This window comes from Flavobacterium sp. LHD-80, assembly GCF_030929605.1.
Classification (GTDB): domain Bacteria; phylum Bacteroidota; class Bacteroidia; order Flavobacteriales; family Flavobacteriaceae; genus Flavobacterium.
Map to the genome: position 1 here is coordinate 80,058 of NZ_JAVFVS010000011.1, position 17,969 is coordinate 98,026.

Here is a 17,969-nt window from a genome sequence, read left to right on the forward strand (position 1 = left end):
TATGAATACCACAATTACAGACGTTTTTTTTGATTTAGATCATACACTTTGGGATTTTGACAAAAATTCTGAAATGGCTTTCGATCGTATCTTTAAAACTAAATTTCCAGAAATAAAAACAGCTGATTTTATTGAAAAATATATCCCTATCAATCAGTCATGCTGGAAGTTATATCAAAATGATGAAATAACACACCTTGAACTTCGTTACAACAGATTAAAGTTTTCATTTGATGCTCTGAATTATGAGATTTCAGATGAAAATATCAATGAAATTGCAAATTACTATATTGAGTTTTTAACAGATAATAACCATCTTTTTGATGGAGCTGTTGAAGTCTTGGAATATCTTAAACCAAAATACCGACTGCACATCATAACCAACGGTTTTGCAAATGTTCAGGATAAAAAGATTAGGAATGCAGCACTTTCAGGTTATTTTAATACCATTACAAATTCGGAATTAGCTGGTGTAAAAAAACCAAATAGTATTATCTTTGATTATGCTGTTAATTTGGCTCAGGCTTCAAAAGAAAATAGTATCATGATTGGCGACTGTTTAGATGCCGATGTGAACGGAGCTTTAAATGCGGGTCTGGACGCCATTTTCTTTAATGAGAAAAAAATTGACGTAGCTCAAAATATTAAACAAATAAACCATTTATTAGAACTTAAAAAATATTTATAATGATGAGAATTAAATTTTTGCTGACTGTACTTTTTGTTTCAGTTATTGGATTTGCACAATCTGCGGAGTCTGTTAATGATTACAAAGCGGTTATTGTACCGTTGAAATATGATTTTCTAAAATCAGATAATCAATATAGAATGGCAACAATAAGCAAAGGAAATTTAACTAAAGCAGGTTTTCAAGCTTTTTATGCAAATGAAGAACTTCCTGCTGAATTGAATGACCGTTGTCAGCTTTTATATATGGATGTAAGAAAGGATAGTGGTTTTCTAGTTACTAAACTTTTTGTTGAACTAAAAGATTGTTACGGTAAGGTAGTTTACACATCTGAAGTGGGTAAAAGCAAAGAAAAAGATTATGAGACAGCTTACAGAGAAAGTTTAAACATGGCTTTCATCTCAGTAAATGGTCTTCATTATAAATATAGCGGAAAAACGATAGCTCCTAACCCAAGAGCTGGTATGGTTACTGCCGCTCCGGTAGCAGTTGCTGCAGCTGCACGACCTTCTCAGCCAGTTGCAACTCAGGTAACTCCAACTCCAGTTGCTGATGTTGCAGATCCAAATTTACTTTATGCGCAGCCAACAGACAACGGATTTCAGTTAATTGACAAAACACCAAAAGTGGTAATGAAATTATTGAAAACTTCACGTCCAGATTCATTCATCGCAATTAAAGATGGTGTTCAAGGGACTTTGAATGCAAAAGACAATCAGTGGTTTTTTGAGTATTATCAAAATGACAAATTAGTTTCTGAAAAAGTTTCAGTTAAATTCTAAATATAAAATTTGGTTTTAATAACCATATTTATCTTTCCAACGGTTCTTTAAAAATTCGCGGTTGCTGTTCTCTCTAGAATTGTTTCCGGGATTGTAAAGAACCGTTTCTTTTACGGCATCGGGTAAAAATTCCTGTTCAGCAAAATTATTGGCGTAGTCATGCGAATATTTGTAATCGTCGCCATATCCTAATTCTTTCATCAATTTAGTCGGCGCATTTCGCAAATGAATTGGCACCGGCAAATCACCTGTTTGTTTTACTAATTGCTGTGCATTTCCAATTGCCATATACGATGCGTTGCTTTTAGGAGAAGTTGCTAAATAAATGGCACATTGGCTTAAAATAATGCGGCTTTCGGGATAACCAATAGTGGTTACGGCTTGAAAAGTATTATTTGCCATGATAAATGCAGTTGGGTTTGCATTTCCAATATCTTCGCTCGATAAAATCAGCATTCTTCTGGCGATGAATTTTACATCTTCGCCGCCTTCAATCATTCGAGCGAGCCAATAAACCGCTCCGTTTGGATCACTGCCTCGAATCGACTTTATAAAAGCCGAAATAATATCATAATGTTGTTCACCCGTTTTGTCATACAAAACAGTGTTTTGCTGTACTAACTCAAAAACTCGGTCATTTGTAATCGTGATTTCGTCACCTGACGAAGCGTTGATAACCAGTTCAAAAATATTCAGCAGTTTTCTGCCATCTCCGCCAGAAAGTCGTAATAAAGCTTCCGTTTCCTTTAAAATGATTTTTTTTGATGCCAAATAAGCATCTGCTTTCATTGCGCGATGCAATAATGCTTCAAGGTCACTTTTTGTGAAAGCATTTAAAATGTAAACTTGACAACGCGATAATAATGCTGGAATAACTTCAAAACTTGGATTTTCGGTAGTTGCGCCAATTAATGTAATCCAGCCTTTTTCAACAGCGGCTAAAAGAGAGTCTTGTTGTGACTTGCTGAAACGATGAATCTCATCAATAAATAAAATAGGATTCTTGGCAGTAAATAACCCGCCGCTTTGTTTTGCTTTGTCAATAACATCTCTTATGTCTTTTACACCAGAATTAATGGCGCTTAATATATAAAAGGGACGTTTGGATTCTTGTGCAATAATTTGTGCCAAAGTGGTTTTTCCTGTGCCTGGCGGTCCCCAAAAAATTAAAGACGGAATAATTCCTTTTGAAATTTGCTGTGTCAAAGATCCGTTAGGGCCTACTAAGTGACTCTGACTTACATAATCTTCTAATTTTTGTGGGCGAATACGCTCGGCTAAAGGTGCTTCCATTTTACAAAATTACTATTTTTTAATTTTAGATTTTATCTCTTAAAAGTTAAAACAAATGATTCAGAGAAGGATTGTTACAATCTGAGACATGTTTTATAATATGACAAATTATCAGTAAATTAGATTTGGACAGTTTTTTGATGCCAATAATTGAACTGATTTTTTAAAACATGAACGATAAAGATTTTAAATTTTCTACTGCTGTAATTGGGCTTCCTGTTTTTTTTGTCCTTTTTTTATGGATCATTTATTGGATTCAGATTCGTTTCGATTTTGATTTTTACCAAAACGGAATTTATCCGAGAGATTTTTCGGGTTTGCAGGGAATTTTATTCAGTCCTTTTATCCATGAAAATTTGGAACATCTTTATAATAATTCCATTCCGCTTTTAGTTTTGCTCGCTGCATTGCAATTTTTTTATCCTAAGCAAACAATTCCTGTTATTGGTTATGGAATTTTATTTTCAGGTTTAATAACCTGGATTATTGGCCGAGAAAACTATCATATTGGTGCCAGCGGATTGATTTATGTTTTAGTGAGTTTTATTTTCTTTAAAGGGATTCAAACCGGTTATTATCGTTTGGTTGCACTTTCACTTTCTGTAATTTTATTATATGGGGGAATGATCTGGTATGTTTTTCCAGATGTTGATGCAGCGATTTCTTGGGAAGGTCATTTGGCTGGTTTTATTACTGGTTTTGTATTGTCTTTATTTTATAAAACGCCAGAATATGCAAAACCTATTGTTTATGATTGGCAGAAGCCAGATTTTAATCCAGAAGAAGATCCTTTCATGAAACATTTTGATGAAAACGGAAATTTTGTAAATACTGAAATTCCAGAAGAAGAGACATATTTAGGGAATAATTATTTCAGTTCAAGTTTTCCTGTAATTTATGTTGTAACAAAGTCTGAATCAGAGGATAAAATATAGTGGTTATTATTATTTGAGTTAAAAAGGCTATTTTTGTGATAGATATTCTAATTTTATTTGACTAGATATGAAGAAGATAGGATTTGTGTTTTTTGTTTTGTTCTTTTTAGTAAATACCAAAGGAACTGCACAATGCGATATTAAAAATAGAATATTAGCTGATGGATCAATGGTGTATTATTTTAATCCTGAAATTTTTTATACAACAAATTCAAAATCCTTAAAGATAAATATCATAACAGATAAAGAGCATTATTTTATAGCCTTACAGCCAACGCCGTTTCCATCAAAAAAAGAAGGAAAGAAAATTAAAGATGATTTAATCATGCACTTGGCAGACAATAAAATATATAAATTGAAACATTATGATACGCAGTATATCAAAAATGACTCAATTATGCAGGTTTTATATTTAATTGATGATAAAGATTTAGGTTCTTTTTCTAAATCTGAAGCCGTATCTGCTGAAATTAAAATGGAAGGAACTGATTTTGTACGAGAATTTAATTTTAAACTGCATAAACGAGCAATTATTAGACAGCTTGCCTGCTTTTTGAAAGAAGATAAGGAATAGTTATTGATCTTCTATCACTGGTTCATTGTTGTGAAATAATTTTTTATTTAGATTTTTAAAAAGATTATTAAATGTTACAGTCAATGATGCAGCGTTTACAGTTTGATTGCCACTGTTTCTTGGAAGATATTCATTAGCATACGTTAGTTCAACTTGAATATCATCTGTAAACAAATAACCTGCACCAATGTTTAATCTGTTTCGATCAAAAAAGTTTTCTCCGGTTACTTTTGCTCCTGATTTAAAATATACTTCTTCCGAGGCAATTGCATAAACAACGCCTTCTCTTAAGACTTTACTGTTAATTGGTTTTATGTATTTTATTTGCTGACGATAGCGAAGTACATTGTCGTAATTATCATCTTCATTTTTCATATGCCTAAGTTCAAGCCTCATTCTGGTGCTTAAAGTGTAGCCTGTTTTGTGGAAATAATAAATTCCTTGAAGTGCAAATCTCCATTCCGGTGATTCAAATTGGCCAATTTCAGGAACATCTTTGTTATGATTGTAAGCTAAAAACGAAGAAAGTTTCCAGCGTGGAGTTAAGTAATAATGTCCCCAGCCTCTTATTGATCTTTGAGTGTTTTCGTCGAAAATATTAGAAGAAGATGCGGTACTACTATAGACGGCTCCAAGGTTTAATTCAACAGACCATTTTTTGTTGATCGTTTTATTGAATTGATACTCGTTCCAAAACTGATTATAGGTGGTAGTCTGTCCATAAATAATACTTGTAATTGAGAAAATTACAAGTATTAAATAGCGTTTTTTAAGTATAGTGTTATGAGCATTTTTTGAAGACATTCATTTTTTGTTATTTATGAGTCATCTTAATTCTCAATATTTTTTATCCTCTTTGGCGAACAGCTTCGTATAAAAAGGCTCCACAAGCCACAGAAACGTTTAATGAACCTATAGAACCAAACATTGGCAGTTTCGCTTTTTCGTCTACAATTTTAAGTACCGATGGATTAATTCCTCTGTCTTCAGAACCCATAATAATTGCTACAGGCTCGTTTAGTGTTACATCATAGATATTTTGATCTGTTTTTTCAGTTGCAGCTACTGTTTTGATTCCAGATCCCTGCAAATAGAAGATGGCATCTTTAATGTGTTCAACTTTACAAATTGGAACATTAAAAACAGCTCCCGCAGAAGTTTTTACTGTGTCGCCATTTACAGGTGCAGAACCCGCTTTTTGAACAATAATGCCGTTTACTCCCGTACATTCCGCAGTTCTGATAATGGCTCCAAAATTACGTGCGTCAGAAATTTGATCTAGAATTAAAAATAAAGGTTTTGAACCTGATTCAATTGTCGATTCAACTAAATGTTCTAATTCGATAAAACCAATGGGCGATATAGTGGCAACAGCTCCCTGGTGGTTATTTGGAGTAAGACGATTTAATTTTTCAACCGGTACATAAGAGAAATTAATGTTAGCGCGTTTCATCACTTTCATTAAATCTTTCATTAATTCTCCAGAAATTTCTTTTTGTATAAATACTTTGTCAACTTCTTTTCCCGCCTGAATTGCTTCTATAATGGCTCTAATTCCAAATATTTGATGTTCTTTTTCCATGATGCAAATATAGGTATATTGTTTATATAAAAAAAAAACCACTCTGAATGAACAGAGTGGTTTTAATATTAAGTTTTTCGGTCTAAAATTAGAATTTATCCCAGAAAAGTTTTGTTTTAAGCTTGTCACCACCTACTGCAGTACCAGCAGCAGCATAGTTTGTTTTATTTAATGTTTGCTCTAAAACAGGGTAAGTAAATCTTTTTGGAACTTGTCCTTCAGATGCAGGAACTGCAGAAGATGGAGCTGTTAATACAGGGAAGTCTAATCTTCTCCAAGATGTCCAAGCCTCATAACCTCTGTTGTAGAAACCAATCCAAGCTTGCTCTCCAATTTTTTGTTTCCAAGTACCAGTTGCAGTTGCATAAGCTACTGTTGGCTGTGCTAAGTAAGTAGCTGCTTGAGCAGTAGTTCCACCCCAGTAAACGATTGAAGATGTAATTGCATTGTTGTAATGCGTAGCAGCAGTACCACCAACAGCAAAACCTCTTTCAACAGCTTCAGCTAAGTAAAATTCTACTTCAGTGTAATCAATTAATAAACCTTCTAAAGTTGGGTCTAATAATCTTGTATGATCTCCTTCGTCATCAGCCGGGTCACCAGCAGAAGAATAAGTTTCGAAATCTACACCTTGAGCATAAGGAGCACCAATAAATACACCTCCAACTGGAATGTAGTAGTATGGTCTTCTTGGGTCATTAAGTGTGTTCATTTTTGTTACTAATGGTGCAGCAGCAACGAAATCATATCTTCCGCTAGTTACAAGATCCTCATATAAAGGGTTTGTGTTTGGTTGAGTTGATTTGTATTGTAATGTTGCATTGTCAGCAGTAGAAGCAATGATACCACCAGCAACAGCTTGCTCAGCTGCAGTTTTTGCAGTAGCAGCTAATGTTGGTTCATCTGCAACTGTAATTGCCATACGCAATTTCAATGAATTTGCAAATTTTTTCCAGTGAGCAACATCTCCAGCGTAGATGAAATCAGATTCTCCAAAACTTTTTGCAGATGCATCAAGTTTAGCAATAGCTGCATCTAATCTTTTGAATAAATCTGCGTAGATAACTTTAGCGTCATCATAAGCAGGACTTGGGTGTGCATCTGGATCTAATGCTTCAGTGTAAGGTACATTTCCAAAAGTGTCTACTAATACAGTATAAGCATAAACATTTAAAACTTCGATAATAGCAAGTTTGTTTGTTTTTACTTTTAATTCAGCTGGTGTTACAGTCTCTTCAGCTTCTGTTAGTTTAGTAGCCTCTTTTAAATCTTTAAGTACATCACGGTACAAAATTTGCCAGTGGCTATCAGGAACGTTTCTTTGCAATACATCATAGTTTGATTCGTCAAGATACGTTGTTTCTGACCAATGTTGAGCCCAAAGTCTGAAGACATTTGTGTTAACGTTAGTATTGGTCATTTGGTCAAAAAGATTCTTTTCGGCATTACCAAGCAAAGCACCTGAAGGAACTCCAGAGCTAGGGTTTTTGGTATCTACGTTTAAATCGGTTAGGCTATCATCGTTACATCCCCATGTAAGCGTTAATATTCCTATGAATATAATTATTTTTTTCATGTTTTCTTTATTAGAATTTAGCTTTTAAATTTACAGCAAAAGTTTTTGTTGTTGGTAGAACCCCAGATTGGTATCCTTGTAAATTTCCAGCACTTAAACCTGCTTCAGGATCAGAATCTGGTAAGTTTTTATGGATGATCCATAAGTTATTTCCAGATACTCCTAAATAAAGTTCTTGAAATGCACCACCTAATACTTTTTTGTCAAAAGTATAACCTAGTGTAAGCTCACGAAGTTTGATATAAGATGCATCGTAAACGTAATCTTTATTTGCAGAACCTAAATAACCAAATGATCCATCAGTTCCGTCATTAGCTTCAATTCTTGTAGTGTTTGGAGTTCCATCAGGGTAAACACCTGGAAGGATATGACCACCACCATCAGCAATTGTATTTCTTACTGGGTTTCCTAAGTCGTTTGTGTAAACTGTGTTAGTGTATAAACCAGAACCTTCTCCATACCATCTGTCAAGAGAGAAAACATCTCCACCTTTTTGCATGTCGATTAAGAAACTGAAAGAGAATTTTTTGTAATTGAAGATGTTGTTGATACCACCTGTCCAATCTGGTGTAAAGTTTCCAATTACGTTATCATTTGTACCAGTAATTTGGTATTTTCCTGTTGCAGGATCAATTACTCTTTGTCCGTTTAAGTAAACATAATCAGATCCTTGGATAGTTCCGTAAGGCTGACCAACAGTAGCGTTGATAGTGATTCCTCCTTGGAAAGAACCTAATTGGTAGTTGTCAATTCCTTCATCTAAAGCGACAACTTTGTTTTTGTTTTTCGCCCAGTTAGTAACGATAGTCCAAGTGAAATTATCTGCTTTTACTGGAACTAAAGTTAAAGTAGCCTCGATACCTTTGTTTTCGATGTTACCAACGTTTTTGAATAATTTAGTGTAACCTGTTGCTTCAGAAACTGGTAAGTCAACAATTTGATCTACAGTGTTTGTTTTGTAAACAGATAAATCTAAACCAATTCTTCTTTGAGCCATTTGTAGCTCTAAACCAGCTTCCCAGCTTTTTGTTCTTTCTGGTTTCAAGTTAGGATTGTTTCTTGTTGAAGGAACAGAGTATAAAGGAGTTCCAAAAGGAGAGTTACTTGTATAAGTATCTAATGTTTTAGCAAAAGGAGCATCGTTACCAACTTCTGCATAACCTAATCTTACTTTTCCTAATGTTAACCAATCTTGTTGTAAAGTGTTTGAGAAAACATAACTTCCAGAAACAGATGGGTAGTAGTACTCATTGTTGTCGCTAGGTAAAGTAGAAGAAACGTCTCTTCTTAATGTAGCGTCTAAGAATAAATAATCTTTGTATCCTAAAGAAGCACTGATGTAATATCCGTTTACTCCTTTGTCAGACATTGCTTCAACTGGTTTTTCAACTGTGTTTACAGAGTTAGTTAAAGAGAATAATTTTGGAACATAAAGACCTCCTGAAGTTGAAGCTAAAATTTGATCAACTTGTTGTCTTCTGATGTTAATACCAGCTACTCCTTTTAAGTTTAAATTTTCATTTAAATTAGTGTTGAAGTTTAACATTAAATCGTAGTTAAACTCAGAGTAGTTTCTGTTAAGTCTTTGGTATCCTGATTCTTCATTGCTTCTTGCAATACCGAATGGGTCTCCAGCATAAGAACCGTTAGCTCTTCTTTCTTCTTGGAAATCTGAATAAGTGTCCACAGAAACTCTACCAGTAGCATCTAACCAGCTTGTAATTTTGTAGTTTACACTTGCATTACCTAAGAATCTGTTTCTTGTATCACTTTCGTAGTTTTCGTAAAGTTGGAAGTAAGGGTTATTCCAGAAAGCAGGAGTAATGTTAGTTGGGCTGTTAGCATTCCAAGTATAGTTTTTTCCTGTTTGTTGGTAGATAGCTCTTTGCTCTAAAACGTCAACGTTTGTAGCCCACCATTGTCTGAAACCTGAAACTAAGTTTCCGTTGTATCCTGTTCCATTTCTTCCTTTTGTGTCTGTAACTACATAGTTAGCAAAGAAAGAAGCAGTTAATTTGTCAGTTAATTTGTAACTAGCATTACCTAAGAATGAGTTTTTCTTTTGCTCACTGTTTGGCATAAGACCTGTAGAACTTAAATTAGTGTAAGATAAGTTAAAAGTTCCTTTGTCATTTCCTCCGTTAACAGCAATTGTGTTAGAATTTACAACTGGGTTTTCGAAGAAATCTGCAGGACCGTGTTTAGCGATTTCCCATGGACGTGCAGTTTTGTAAGTTGAAGATTCTGGTACAAATGAATCCCATCCGTAAACCAATTTAGAAGAATCATAAGCAGGACCAAACGATGCATCATGGTTTGTTCTTACTGTATTGTCTAAAGTTCCATCTCCGTTAACATCAAATGTAGTTCTGAAAGATGGGAAATAACCTTCTCCGTATTGTGTTTGGTATTTTGCAAATGTAGATTTGTCTATAGTACCAATACTTACGCTAGAGCTTAAAGAAACTCCAAGACCATTTTGTTGTTTTCCTTTTTTAGTTGTGATCATGATCGCACCATTGGCAGCTCTAGATCCATAAAGTGCAGTTGCAGCAGCACCTTTTAACACGTTCACAGATTCGATATCTGCAGGGTTAATATCAGATGCAGCATTACCGTAGTCATAACCAGCACCTGCTTGTTTTTGTGAAGATGTGTTACCTAAAACCTCATTGTTGTCAACTGGAACTCCATCGATAACGAATAAAGCCTGGTTGTTGAAACCAATAGATTTGTAACCTCTAATTACAACGTTTGTAGAACCTCCTAAGTTGTTGTTGTTTTTAATTTGAAGACCAGCAACTTTACCAGACATACTGTTAACAAAGTTTGTTGATGGAGTTTTGTTAACCTCGTCACCATCAATTTTTTGTGTAGCATATCCTAGAGATTTTTTCTCTCTTTTAATACCTAAAGCCGTTGTTACTACAACACCTTCAAGTTCTTGTGCATCTCCAGCTAATTTAATATTAATTACAGATGAACTTGCTGCTACTTCTTGAGTTTTCATCCCAATGTAGCTAAATACCAAAACTTGGCTTGTTGATGCTTTGATCGTAAATTTACCATCAAAATCAGTTTGCGTCCCAGATTTTGTTCCCTTAACTAATACACTCACACCTGGCAAAGGCATTCCTGCATTATCAGAAACTGTTCCTGAAACGGCTCTTTCTTGCGCAAAAGTAAGTTGCGCTACTAGTACTAATAAAAGCACTAAGAATCCATTGAACTTTAGTTTCATTTTTAAATATTTTGAATTAGTATCGCAAAACTCTTAATAATTTGTTAACTATCCTAATATTAGATTAAACTTTTTTCAGTTCCTGCTAAAATTTAACATTATAACATATGTTTACTATAGTGTTATATAATTGTAATTCTTGAATGTTTTGGCTTCCGTTTGTAAGGTTTATCTTTAGTAATCCGTTAGGTGTTTGCAAAACAGAACCTATTCCTATTCCAATTAGTTTTTTTGTTTCGTTTGGGTTAATTGTCGATGTTAAGTCTTGATATATACCATAATCGGCAATTGTGTGGACGTAAATATTTTTTGAAAATTTGTATCTGTATTCTGTTAAAATTAGAAAATTGAAGTTTGATTGGAGGCTGTTTTCTAAAAAGCCACGTATAGAGTTCATTCCTCCAAATCGAAATAATTCATTAGAAATGTAATTCTTGCTGTTAAGATAAAAATTTTGTGAATTTATGTTAATGAAATTTTTGTTGTTTATTTCAAAATTATAAGAGGCATTTAAGTTTGTGTAAAACTGTTTGCTCGACCCAACTGTTTCAGGTGAAGAGTTAGTGTTTCTTTGTCCGTAACCAATTATCCAGTTTACTAATGCTTTTCTTGGAACAAGTGTATTGATATTGTCTATTTTTTTATAATCAAAGCTAGATGTGAAGTATGCATTTTTAAAATCACTAATTTGTGAATTATTTGTGTTTTGAATGTCGCTCGATTCTGTTGACTGATAGCCGGCATAAATTCTTGAATTATAATTTATGTAATATCCTAAATCAATTGCTGTTTTTGTATTTTGAAATGTACTGTCTTGTTTGAAGATGTTTAATTGCGCTTTTATGCCTAAAGGGGATTTAAAAATATATGGAATTTCTAATTTGGTGTTGAAAGTCTTTTGTTGGTTGCCATCGCTTTTCCAGTACAAAGAAAATTGCTCTCCTGCACGTAGCGTGTTTATCAGCGTTATGTCGACATATCCGTTTATGTTTACTTTTTCGTCCTTGTCATTTGAAAAGCCAATATATCCATCAAAAGTATTTGCTTTTCTTTTTTCTATATACGTGTAGATTTTGGTTGAATCGGTAATGAATAATATTTCAGGATATTTTGTCTGCGAAATGAATTCATAACTGTTTATGTCTTCATAAAGTTGTTGGGTGGTTTCTTGGTTAAAAGTTTTGTTTAGGTATTTTTTGTTTAGTTGTTTTAAATGTCCTTTTGGGAAAAAATCTTTTCCTTTAGGATTTATGTAATTTAGAATGATTGAATTTATTATTCGTTTTTTTTCGGATTTAAAATTTAAATCGGCATAAATTATCGAATTCTTTTTTTTGATGTTTTCAAGTTTGATTTTGCTTAAAGCGAATCCTTGTTTTTCAGCTTCAATTATTTTTTGATTTAAGTAGGTTTCAACTTCATTATACGGTAAAATAATGGTGTCATTTTTAGCTTTTTCGGAGCTAAAAAAAGAATTATTTATACCTATATATATATGTATGTATTTTGTCTGTCTTTTTAGTTCTATTATTGAGAGAAAAGTGCTGTCGTTTAATTGGTTGGTTTTTAGGGTATTGTTTTCTAAATATCCAATTTTTGATAATTTTTCAGAAGTGATTTTAACTTCGTCAAACAATGATTTTAAATTTGGATGGATCAAATTATATTTTAGCGAATCAATAATTTGATTTTCAGCTTCATTGGTTCCTTTGATGCTTAGGTGAAAATTTTGGGCATAGCCAGAAAAGCTTAAAAACCAAAGGAAGAATATTTGTAATAAGTGTTTCAAAAGCTGTTTTTTCATTTGTTAAATGTATTGCAAATATCTAATGTTTGTTTGTAAAATCATAAGTCTAAATAATGTTGTTGAAAATTAATGAATTAACGTTTGTATAGTGAAAAATATTTTATACATTTGCAACCCCGTAAAAAGCGGGAATTTAATAAACATAATAATTTTTAGTATTAATTATGCCAACAATTCAACAATTAGTAAGAACAGGAAGAACTCAGATCACTAAGAAGAGTAAATCGGTTGCTTTAGATTCTTGTCCTCAAAGAAGAGGGGTTTGTACGCGTGTTTACACTACTACACCAAAAAAACCAAACTCTGCAATGCGTAAAGTTGCGCGTGTACGTTTGACAAATGGTAATGAGGTGAATGCTTACATCCCTGGAGAAGGACATAATCTACAAGAGCACTCGATAGTATTAGTGCGAGGTGGAAGGGTAAAAGATTTACCAGGTGTTAGATATCATATCGTTCGTGGAGCGCTTGATACGTCAGGTGTTGCAGGAAGAACGCAAAGAAGATCTAAGTACGGTGCTAAACGCCCAAAAGAAGCAAAAAAGTAATTTAAAAACTTTTAAGAAAAAGACATGAGAAAAAGAGCGGCAAAGAAAAGACCACTTTTACCGGATCCAAGGTTTAACGACCAATTAGTAACACGTTTCGTGAATAACTTAATGTGGGATGGTAAGAAATCTACAGCTTTTAAAGTATTTTATGATGCAATTGATATCATCGAAACTAAGAAGCAAAATGATGAGAAGACTTCATTAGAGATCTGGAAAGATGCTTTAACAAACGTTATGCCTCACGTAGAAGTACGTAGCCGTAGAGTTGGTGGAGCTACATTCCAAATTCCAATGCAGATTCGTCCAGACAGAAAAATTTCTATGGCAATGAAGTGGTTGATACTTTATTCAAGAAGAAGAAATGAAAAATCTATGGCACAACGTTTAGCTTCAGAATGTTTAGCTGCTGCTAAAGAAGAAGGTGCTGCGGTTAAGAAAAGAATGGATACTCACAAAATGGCAGAAGCTAACAAAGCATTCTCTCACTTTAGATTTTAATTCGTAAGAAATGGCTAGAGATTTAAAATATACAAGAAATATCGGGATTGCTGCTCACATTGATGCTGGTAAAACAACAACAACTGAGCGTATTCTTTTTTATACTGGAAAGTCACACAAGATTGGTGAGGTACACGATGGTGCTGCAACAATGGACTGGATGGCGCAAGAGCAAGAAAGAGGTATTACAATTACTTCTGCTGCTACAACTTGTACTTGGAATTTTCCAACTGAGCAAGGTAAGGCTCTTCCAGAATCATTGCCTTATCACTTTAACATTATTGATACTCCTGGACACGTTGACTTTACTGTAGAGGTAAACCGTTCTTTACGTGTACTTGATGGTTTAGTTTTCTTGTTTAGTGCTGTTGATGGTGTTGAGCCTCAATCAGAAACTAACTGGAGACTTGCTGATCAATATAGAGTTCCACGTATGGGATTCGTAAATAAAATGGACCGTCAAGGTGCTAACTTTTTAGGAGTATGCGGACAGGTTAAAGATATGTTGAAATCGAATGCGGTTGCAATTACTTTGCCTATTGGTGATGAAGCTGATTTTAAAGGTATTGTTGACTTAGTTAAAAATCAAGCTATTGTATGGCATGATGAGACTCAAGGAGCTACTTTTGATATTGTTGATATTCCTGCTGATATGGTAGATGAAGTTAGACAATATCGTTCTATCCTTATCGAAGAGATTGCTACTTACGACGAGAATCTTTTAGATAAATACATGGAAGATGAAAACTCTATTACAGAGGAAGAAATCAATAATGCATTAAGAGCTGCTACTATTGATATGGCAATTATCCCAATGCTTGCTGGTTCATCTTTCAAAAATAAAGGTGTTCAATTTATGTTGGATGCAGTTTGTAAGTATTTGCCATCTCCATTAGATAAAGAAGGTATTGAAGGAATTCACCCTGATGATGCTGATTTATTGGAAGAAGATCAAACTAAAATCTTGCGTAAGCCAGATGTTAAAGAGCCATTCGCTGCTTTAGCATTTAAAATTGCTACTGACCCATTCGTAGGTCGTTTAGCTTTCTTCCGTGCTTACTCTGGACGTTTAGATGCTGGTTCTTATGTTTTAAATACTCGTTCTGGTAACAAAGAAAGAATTTCTCGTATTTACCAAATGCACGCTAATAAACAAAATCCAATCGAATTTATTGAGGCTGGAGATATTGGTGCTGCTGTTGGGTTTAAAGATATTAAAACAGGAGATACGCTTTGTGATGAAAAGAATCCAATTATCTTGGAATCTATGAAATTCCCAGATCCTGTAATTGGTATTGCTATTGAGCCAAAAACAAAAGCTGACGTTGATAAAATGGGTATGGCTTTAGCTAAATTAGCTGAGGAAGATCCAACATTTACAGTTAGAACTGATGAGGCTTCTGGTCAAACTATTATTTCAGGTATGGGTGAGCTTCACTTAGATATCTTAGTAGATCGTATGAAACGTGAATTTAAAGTTGAAGTGAACCAAGGTGAGCCTCAAGTTGAGTACAAAGAAGCGTTTACAAGATCTGCAACACATAGAGAGACTTACAAGAAACAATCTGGAGGTCGTGGTAAATTCGGTGATATCGTATTTACAATTGAGCCTGCTGATGAAGTTGATGGTAAAGTTCCAGTTGGATTACAATTTATCAATGCTGTAAAAGGTGGTAACGTTCCTAAAGAATATATCCCTGCTGTTGAAAAAGGATTTAGAGAGGCTATGAAAACTGGTCCATTAGCAGGATATGCTGTGGATAGTTTGAAAGTGACTTTAACTGATGGATCTTTCCACCCTGTGGATTCTGATGCATTATCTTTTGAGTTGGCTGCAAGAATGGGTTATAAAGAGTCTGGACGTGCTGCTGGAGCTGTTATTCTTGAGCCAATCATGAAAATCGAAGTTATTACTCCAGAAGAAAATATGGGTGATATCGTAGGTGACTTGAACCGTCGTAGAGGTCAGGTTAATGATATGGGTGACAGAAATGGAGCTAAAACTATCAAGGCTGACGTGCCTTTATCAGAAATGTTTGGTTATGTAACAACATTAAGAACATTGTCTTCTGGTAGAGCAACTTCAACAATGGAGTTTTCTCACTATGCAGAAACGCCTTCTAATATTTCAGAAGCGGTAATTAAAAAAGCAAAAGGTAACGCTTAATTCTTAAGAAAATGAGTCAAAAAATCAGAATAAAACTAAAATCTTACGATCACATGTTGGTAGATAAATCTGCTGAAAAGATCGTAAAAACAGTAAAAACTACTGGAGCAGTTGTAACAGGTCCAATTCCGTTGCCAACTCACAAAAAACTTTTCACTGTATTACGTTCTCCGCACGTTAACAAAAAAGCGAGAGAGCAATTTGAAGTAATGTCATACAAGAGATTGATTGATATTTATTCATCTTCATCTAAAACTATTGATGCTTTAATGAAACTTGAATTGCCAAGTGGAGTAGAAGTAGAGATAAAAGTATAATTTTTTATATTTTTTCATATAAAAAGCGAGACAGAAATGTCTCGCTTTTTTTTTGTTTTGAAAGGTGGTTTTAATTTGTTTATTTTTTGAATATTTTATGATTTAAAAAATTTTCAGATTTGTTTAAAGTCCTTTGTTTTAGGGAAGTGCGGAAGTTTTTTATTTCAATTTTATTAAGTAATTGTTAAGTGTAAATTGCCTAAAGATTAAAAAAAAAGTTTCAAAACTTGAGATGAATAAAGTTGTTTTTGATGTTATTTCGGAGCTTGGATTTTGATTATGAGCGATTTAATTTTTGTAACCGTTTGGTATATTCAATTTTAATGTCTACTTTTGCACTCCCTGTTTGGAAATTTCTGTTATTTTCAAATTGAAGGGAATTTTAGTAATTAATAATTAATATTTATGTCTGGGTTAATTGGTAAGAAAATCGGCATGACAAGTATTTTTGATGAAAACGGGAAAAACATTCCTTGTACAGTAATCGAAGCTGGTCCATGTGTTGTTACCCAAGTCAGAACCAAAGGTGTTGACGGGTACGAAGCGTTGCAACTTGGTTTCGATGACAAAAACGAGAAACATTCTACTAAAGCGGCTTTAGGTCACTTTAAAAAAGCTGGAACTGTTGCTAAGAAAAAAGTCGTTGAATTCCAAGATTTCGCAACTGAACAAAAATTAGGGGATCTTATTGATGTTTCTATTTTTGAAGAAGGAGAATTTGTAGATGTACAAGGTGTGTCTAAAGGTAAAGGTTTCCAAGGTGTTGTTAAACGTCACGGTTTTGGTGGTGTTGGACAAGCTACTCATGGTCAGCACAACCGTTTAAGAGCGCCAGGTTCTGTAGGAGCTTCTTCTTATCCATCTAGAGTATTCAAAGGAATGCGTATGGCTGGAAGAATGGGAGGAGATAATGTAAAAGTTCAAAACCTTAGAGTTTTAAAAGTAGTTGCTGAAAAGAACCTACTTGTTGTTAAAGGATGTATTCCTGGGCACAAAAACTCTTACGTAATCATTCAGAAGTAATGGAAGTAAAAGTATTAGATTTCAACGGAAAAGATACTGGAAGAAAAGTTCAACTTTCTGATTCAGTATTCGCAATTGAACCAAACAATCACGCAGTATATCTTGATGTTAAGCAATATCTTGCTAATCAAAGACAAGGTACTCACAAAGCTAAAGAAAGAGCTGAAGTAACTGGAAGTACGCGTAAGATTAAAAAACAAAAAGGAACGGGTACAGCTCGTGCTGGAAGTGTTAAGAATCCTTTGTTTAAAGGTGGAGGAACAGTTTTCGGACCAAGACCAAGAAGCTATTCATTCAAATTGAATAAAGCTTTGAAAAGATTGGCAAGAAAATCAGCTTTCTCAATCAAAGCAAAAGAATCAAATATTATCGTTTTAGAAGACTTTAATTTTGATGCGCCAAACACTAAAAATTTCATTAACGTTTTGAAAGCTTTAGGGTTAGAAAATAAAAAATCTCTATTTGTGTTGGGAGAGTCGAATAAAAACGTATATTTGTCGTCACGTAATTTAAAGGCTTCAAATATCGTAACTAGCTCTGAATTAAGCACTTACGCTATTTTAAACACTAATAATTTAGTGCTTTTAGAAGGTTCTTTAGAGTTAATTGAAGAAAATTTAAGCAAATAATAGGATTATGAGCATCATTATTAGACCTATAGTAACGGAAAAAGTAACCAAAGAAAGTGAAGTTCTAAACCGCTTCGGATTCGTTGTTGACAGAAAAGCAAACAAAGTTGAAATTAAGAAAGCTGTTGAAGCTGCTTATGGAGTAACTATCGTTTCAGTTAACACAATGAATGTGAGACCAGATAGATCTACTAAATACACTAAAAGTGGTTTAATCAGTGGAAAGACAAATGCAATCAAAAAAGCAATTGTTCAAGTACAAGAAGGAGAAACAATTGATTTTTACAACAATATCTAAGATAGAAA

Annotated in this window: 17 protein-coding genes; 11 read left to right on the forward strand and 6 right to left on the reverse strand. The window is 33.9% G+C overall.

What is annotated here, in order from left to right; translation table 11 throughout:
- The first annotated feature begins 1 nt into the window (after position 1).
- Positions 2–688 (forward strand): YjjG family noncanonical pyrimidine nucleotidase, encoded by a 687-nt coding sequence (locus RB619_RS15135; protein ID WP_308098927.1) that lies wholly within the window; start codon positions 2–4, stop codon positions 686–688.
- A gap of 2 nt (positions 689–690) precedes the next feature.
- On the forward strand, positions 691–1,470 hold the full coding sequence (locus RB619_RS15140) for a hypothetical protein (protein ID WP_374119721.1): 780 nt from the start codon (positions 691–693) through the stop codon (positions 1,468–1,470).
- A 15-nt stretch (positions 1,471–1,485) separates the two neighbouring features.
- Here RB619_RS15140 and RB619_RS15145 read toward each other — a convergent pair whose 3' ends face one another.
- Positions 1,486–2,763 carry a replication-associated recombination protein A gene (locus tag RB619_RS15145; RefSeq protein WP_308098932.1) on the reverse strand — a complete coding sequence of 426 codons (1,278 nt, stop codon included), beginning with the start codon at positions 2,761–2,763 and terminating at the stop codon, positions 1,486–1,488.
- A 170-nt stretch (positions 2,764–2,933) separates the two neighbouring features.
- Here RB619_RS15145 and RB619_RS15150 point away from each other — a divergent pair, with 170 nt between their 5' ends.
- Positions 2,934–3,698, forward strand: a complete 765-nt coding sequence (locus RB619_RS15150) for a rhomboid family intramembrane serine protease (RefSeq protein ID WP_308098934.1) — start codon at positions 2,934–2,936, stop codon at positions 3,696–3,698.
- A gap of 67 nt (positions 3,699–3,765) precedes the next feature.
- Positions 3,766–4,272 carry a hypothetical protein gene (locus tag RB619_RS15155; RefSeq protein ID WP_308098935.1) on the forward strand — a complete coding sequence of 169 codons (507 nt, stop codon included), beginning with the start codon at positions 3,766–3,768 and terminating at the stop codon, positions 4,270–4,272.
- On the opposite strand, the gene RB619_RS15160 is transcribed toward RB619_RS15155, so the two are convergent.
- The 5 genes from RB619_RS15160 to RB619_RS15180 all read right to left on the reverse strand — a co-directional run bounded on the left by RB619_RS15160 (position 4,273) and on the right by RB619_RS15180 (position 12,475).
- Positions 4,273–5,076, reverse strand: a complete 804-nt coding sequence (locus RB619_RS15160; protein WP_308098937.1) for a DUF2490 domain-containing protein — start codon at positions 5,074–5,076, stop codon at positions 4,273–4,275.
- Positions 5,077–5,119: 43 nt separating this feature from the next.
- The gene (rlmB, locus tag RB619_RS15165) at positions 5,120–5,854 is read right to left on the reverse strand and encodes a 23S rRNA (guanosine(2251)-2'-O)-methyltransferase RlmB (protein ID WP_308098939.1); all 735 of its coding nucleotides are present in this window, start codon (positions 5,852–5,854) and stop codon (positions 5,120–5,122) included.
- Positions 5,855–5,942: 88 nt separating this feature from the next.
- A complete protein-coding gene (locus RB619_RS15170; RefSeq protein ID WP_308098941.1) occupies positions 5,943–7,430 on the reverse strand; it encodes a SusD/RagB family nutrient-binding outer membrane lipoprotein in 1,488 nt (495 codons plus the stop codon).
- Positions 7,431–7,440: 10 nt separating this feature from the next.
- The gene (locus RB619_RS15175) at positions 7,441–10,671 is read right to left on the reverse strand and encodes a SusC/RagA family TonB-linked outer membrane protein (protein ID WP_308098943.1); all 3,231 of its coding nucleotides are present in this window, start codon (positions 10,669–10,671) and stop codon (positions 7,441–7,443) included.
- 85 nt (positions 10,672–10,756) lie between these two features.
- Entirely contained in the window at positions 10,757–12,475 is a 1,719-nt protein-coding gene (locus RB619_RS15180) for a hypothetical protein (protein WP_308098945.1), read from the reverse strand.
- A 167-nt stretch (positions 12,476–12,642) separates the two neighbouring features.
- Here RB619_RS15180 and rpsL point away from each other — a divergent pair, with 167 nt between their 5' ends.
- The 7 genes from rpsL (at position 12,643) to rplW (ending at position 17,961) form a co-directional block, all read left to right on the forward strand.
- On the forward strand, positions 12,643–13,026 hold the full coding sequence (rpsL, locus tag RB619_RS15185) for a 30S ribosomal protein S12 (protein WP_007136570.1): 384 nt from the start codon (positions 12,643–12,645) through the stop codon (positions 13,024–13,026).
- 24 nt (positions 13,027–13,050) lie between these two features.
- Positions 13,051–13,527 (forward strand): 30S ribosomal protein S7, encoded by a 477-nt coding sequence (gene rpsG / locus RB619_RS15190; protein ID WP_026727879.1) that lies wholly within the window; start codon positions 13,051–13,053, stop codon positions 13,525–13,527.
- Between the two features lie 10 nt (positions 13,528–13,537).
- Positions 13,538–15,694: an elongation factor G gene (fusA, locus tag RB619_RS15195; protein WP_308098948.1), complete on the forward strand. Its 2,157-nt coding sequence runs from the start codon at positions 13,538–13,540 to the stop codon at positions 15,692–15,694.
- 11 nt (positions 15,695–15,705) lie between these two features.
- Positions 15,706–16,011: a 30S ribosomal protein S10 gene (rpsJ, locus tag RB619_RS15200; RefSeq protein ID WP_007803605.1), complete on the forward strand. Its 306-nt coding sequence runs from the start codon at positions 15,706–15,708 to the stop codon at positions 16,009–16,011.
- 405 nt (positions 16,012–16,416) lie between these two features.
- A complete protein-coding gene (rplC, locus tag RB619_RS15205) occupies positions 16,417–17,034 on the forward strand; it encodes a 50S ribosomal protein L3 (RefSeq protein ID WP_057124294.1) in 618 nt (205 codons plus the stop codon).
- Complete coding sequence (gene rplD / locus RB619_RS15210) at positions 17,034–17,663, forward strand: 50S ribosomal protein L4 (protein WP_308098955.1); 630 nt, start codon at positions 17,034–17,036, stop codon at positions 17,661–17,663. Before rplC ends, rplD begins: the two co-directional genes overlap by 1 nt.
- A 7-nt stretch (positions 17,664–17,670) precedes the next feature.
- Entirely contained in the window at positions 17,671–17,961 is a 291-nt protein-coding gene (gene rplW, locus RB619_RS15215) for a 50S ribosomal protein L23 (RefSeq protein WP_294789219.1), read from the forward strand.
- Positions 17,962–17,969 lie beyond the last annotated feature (8 nt).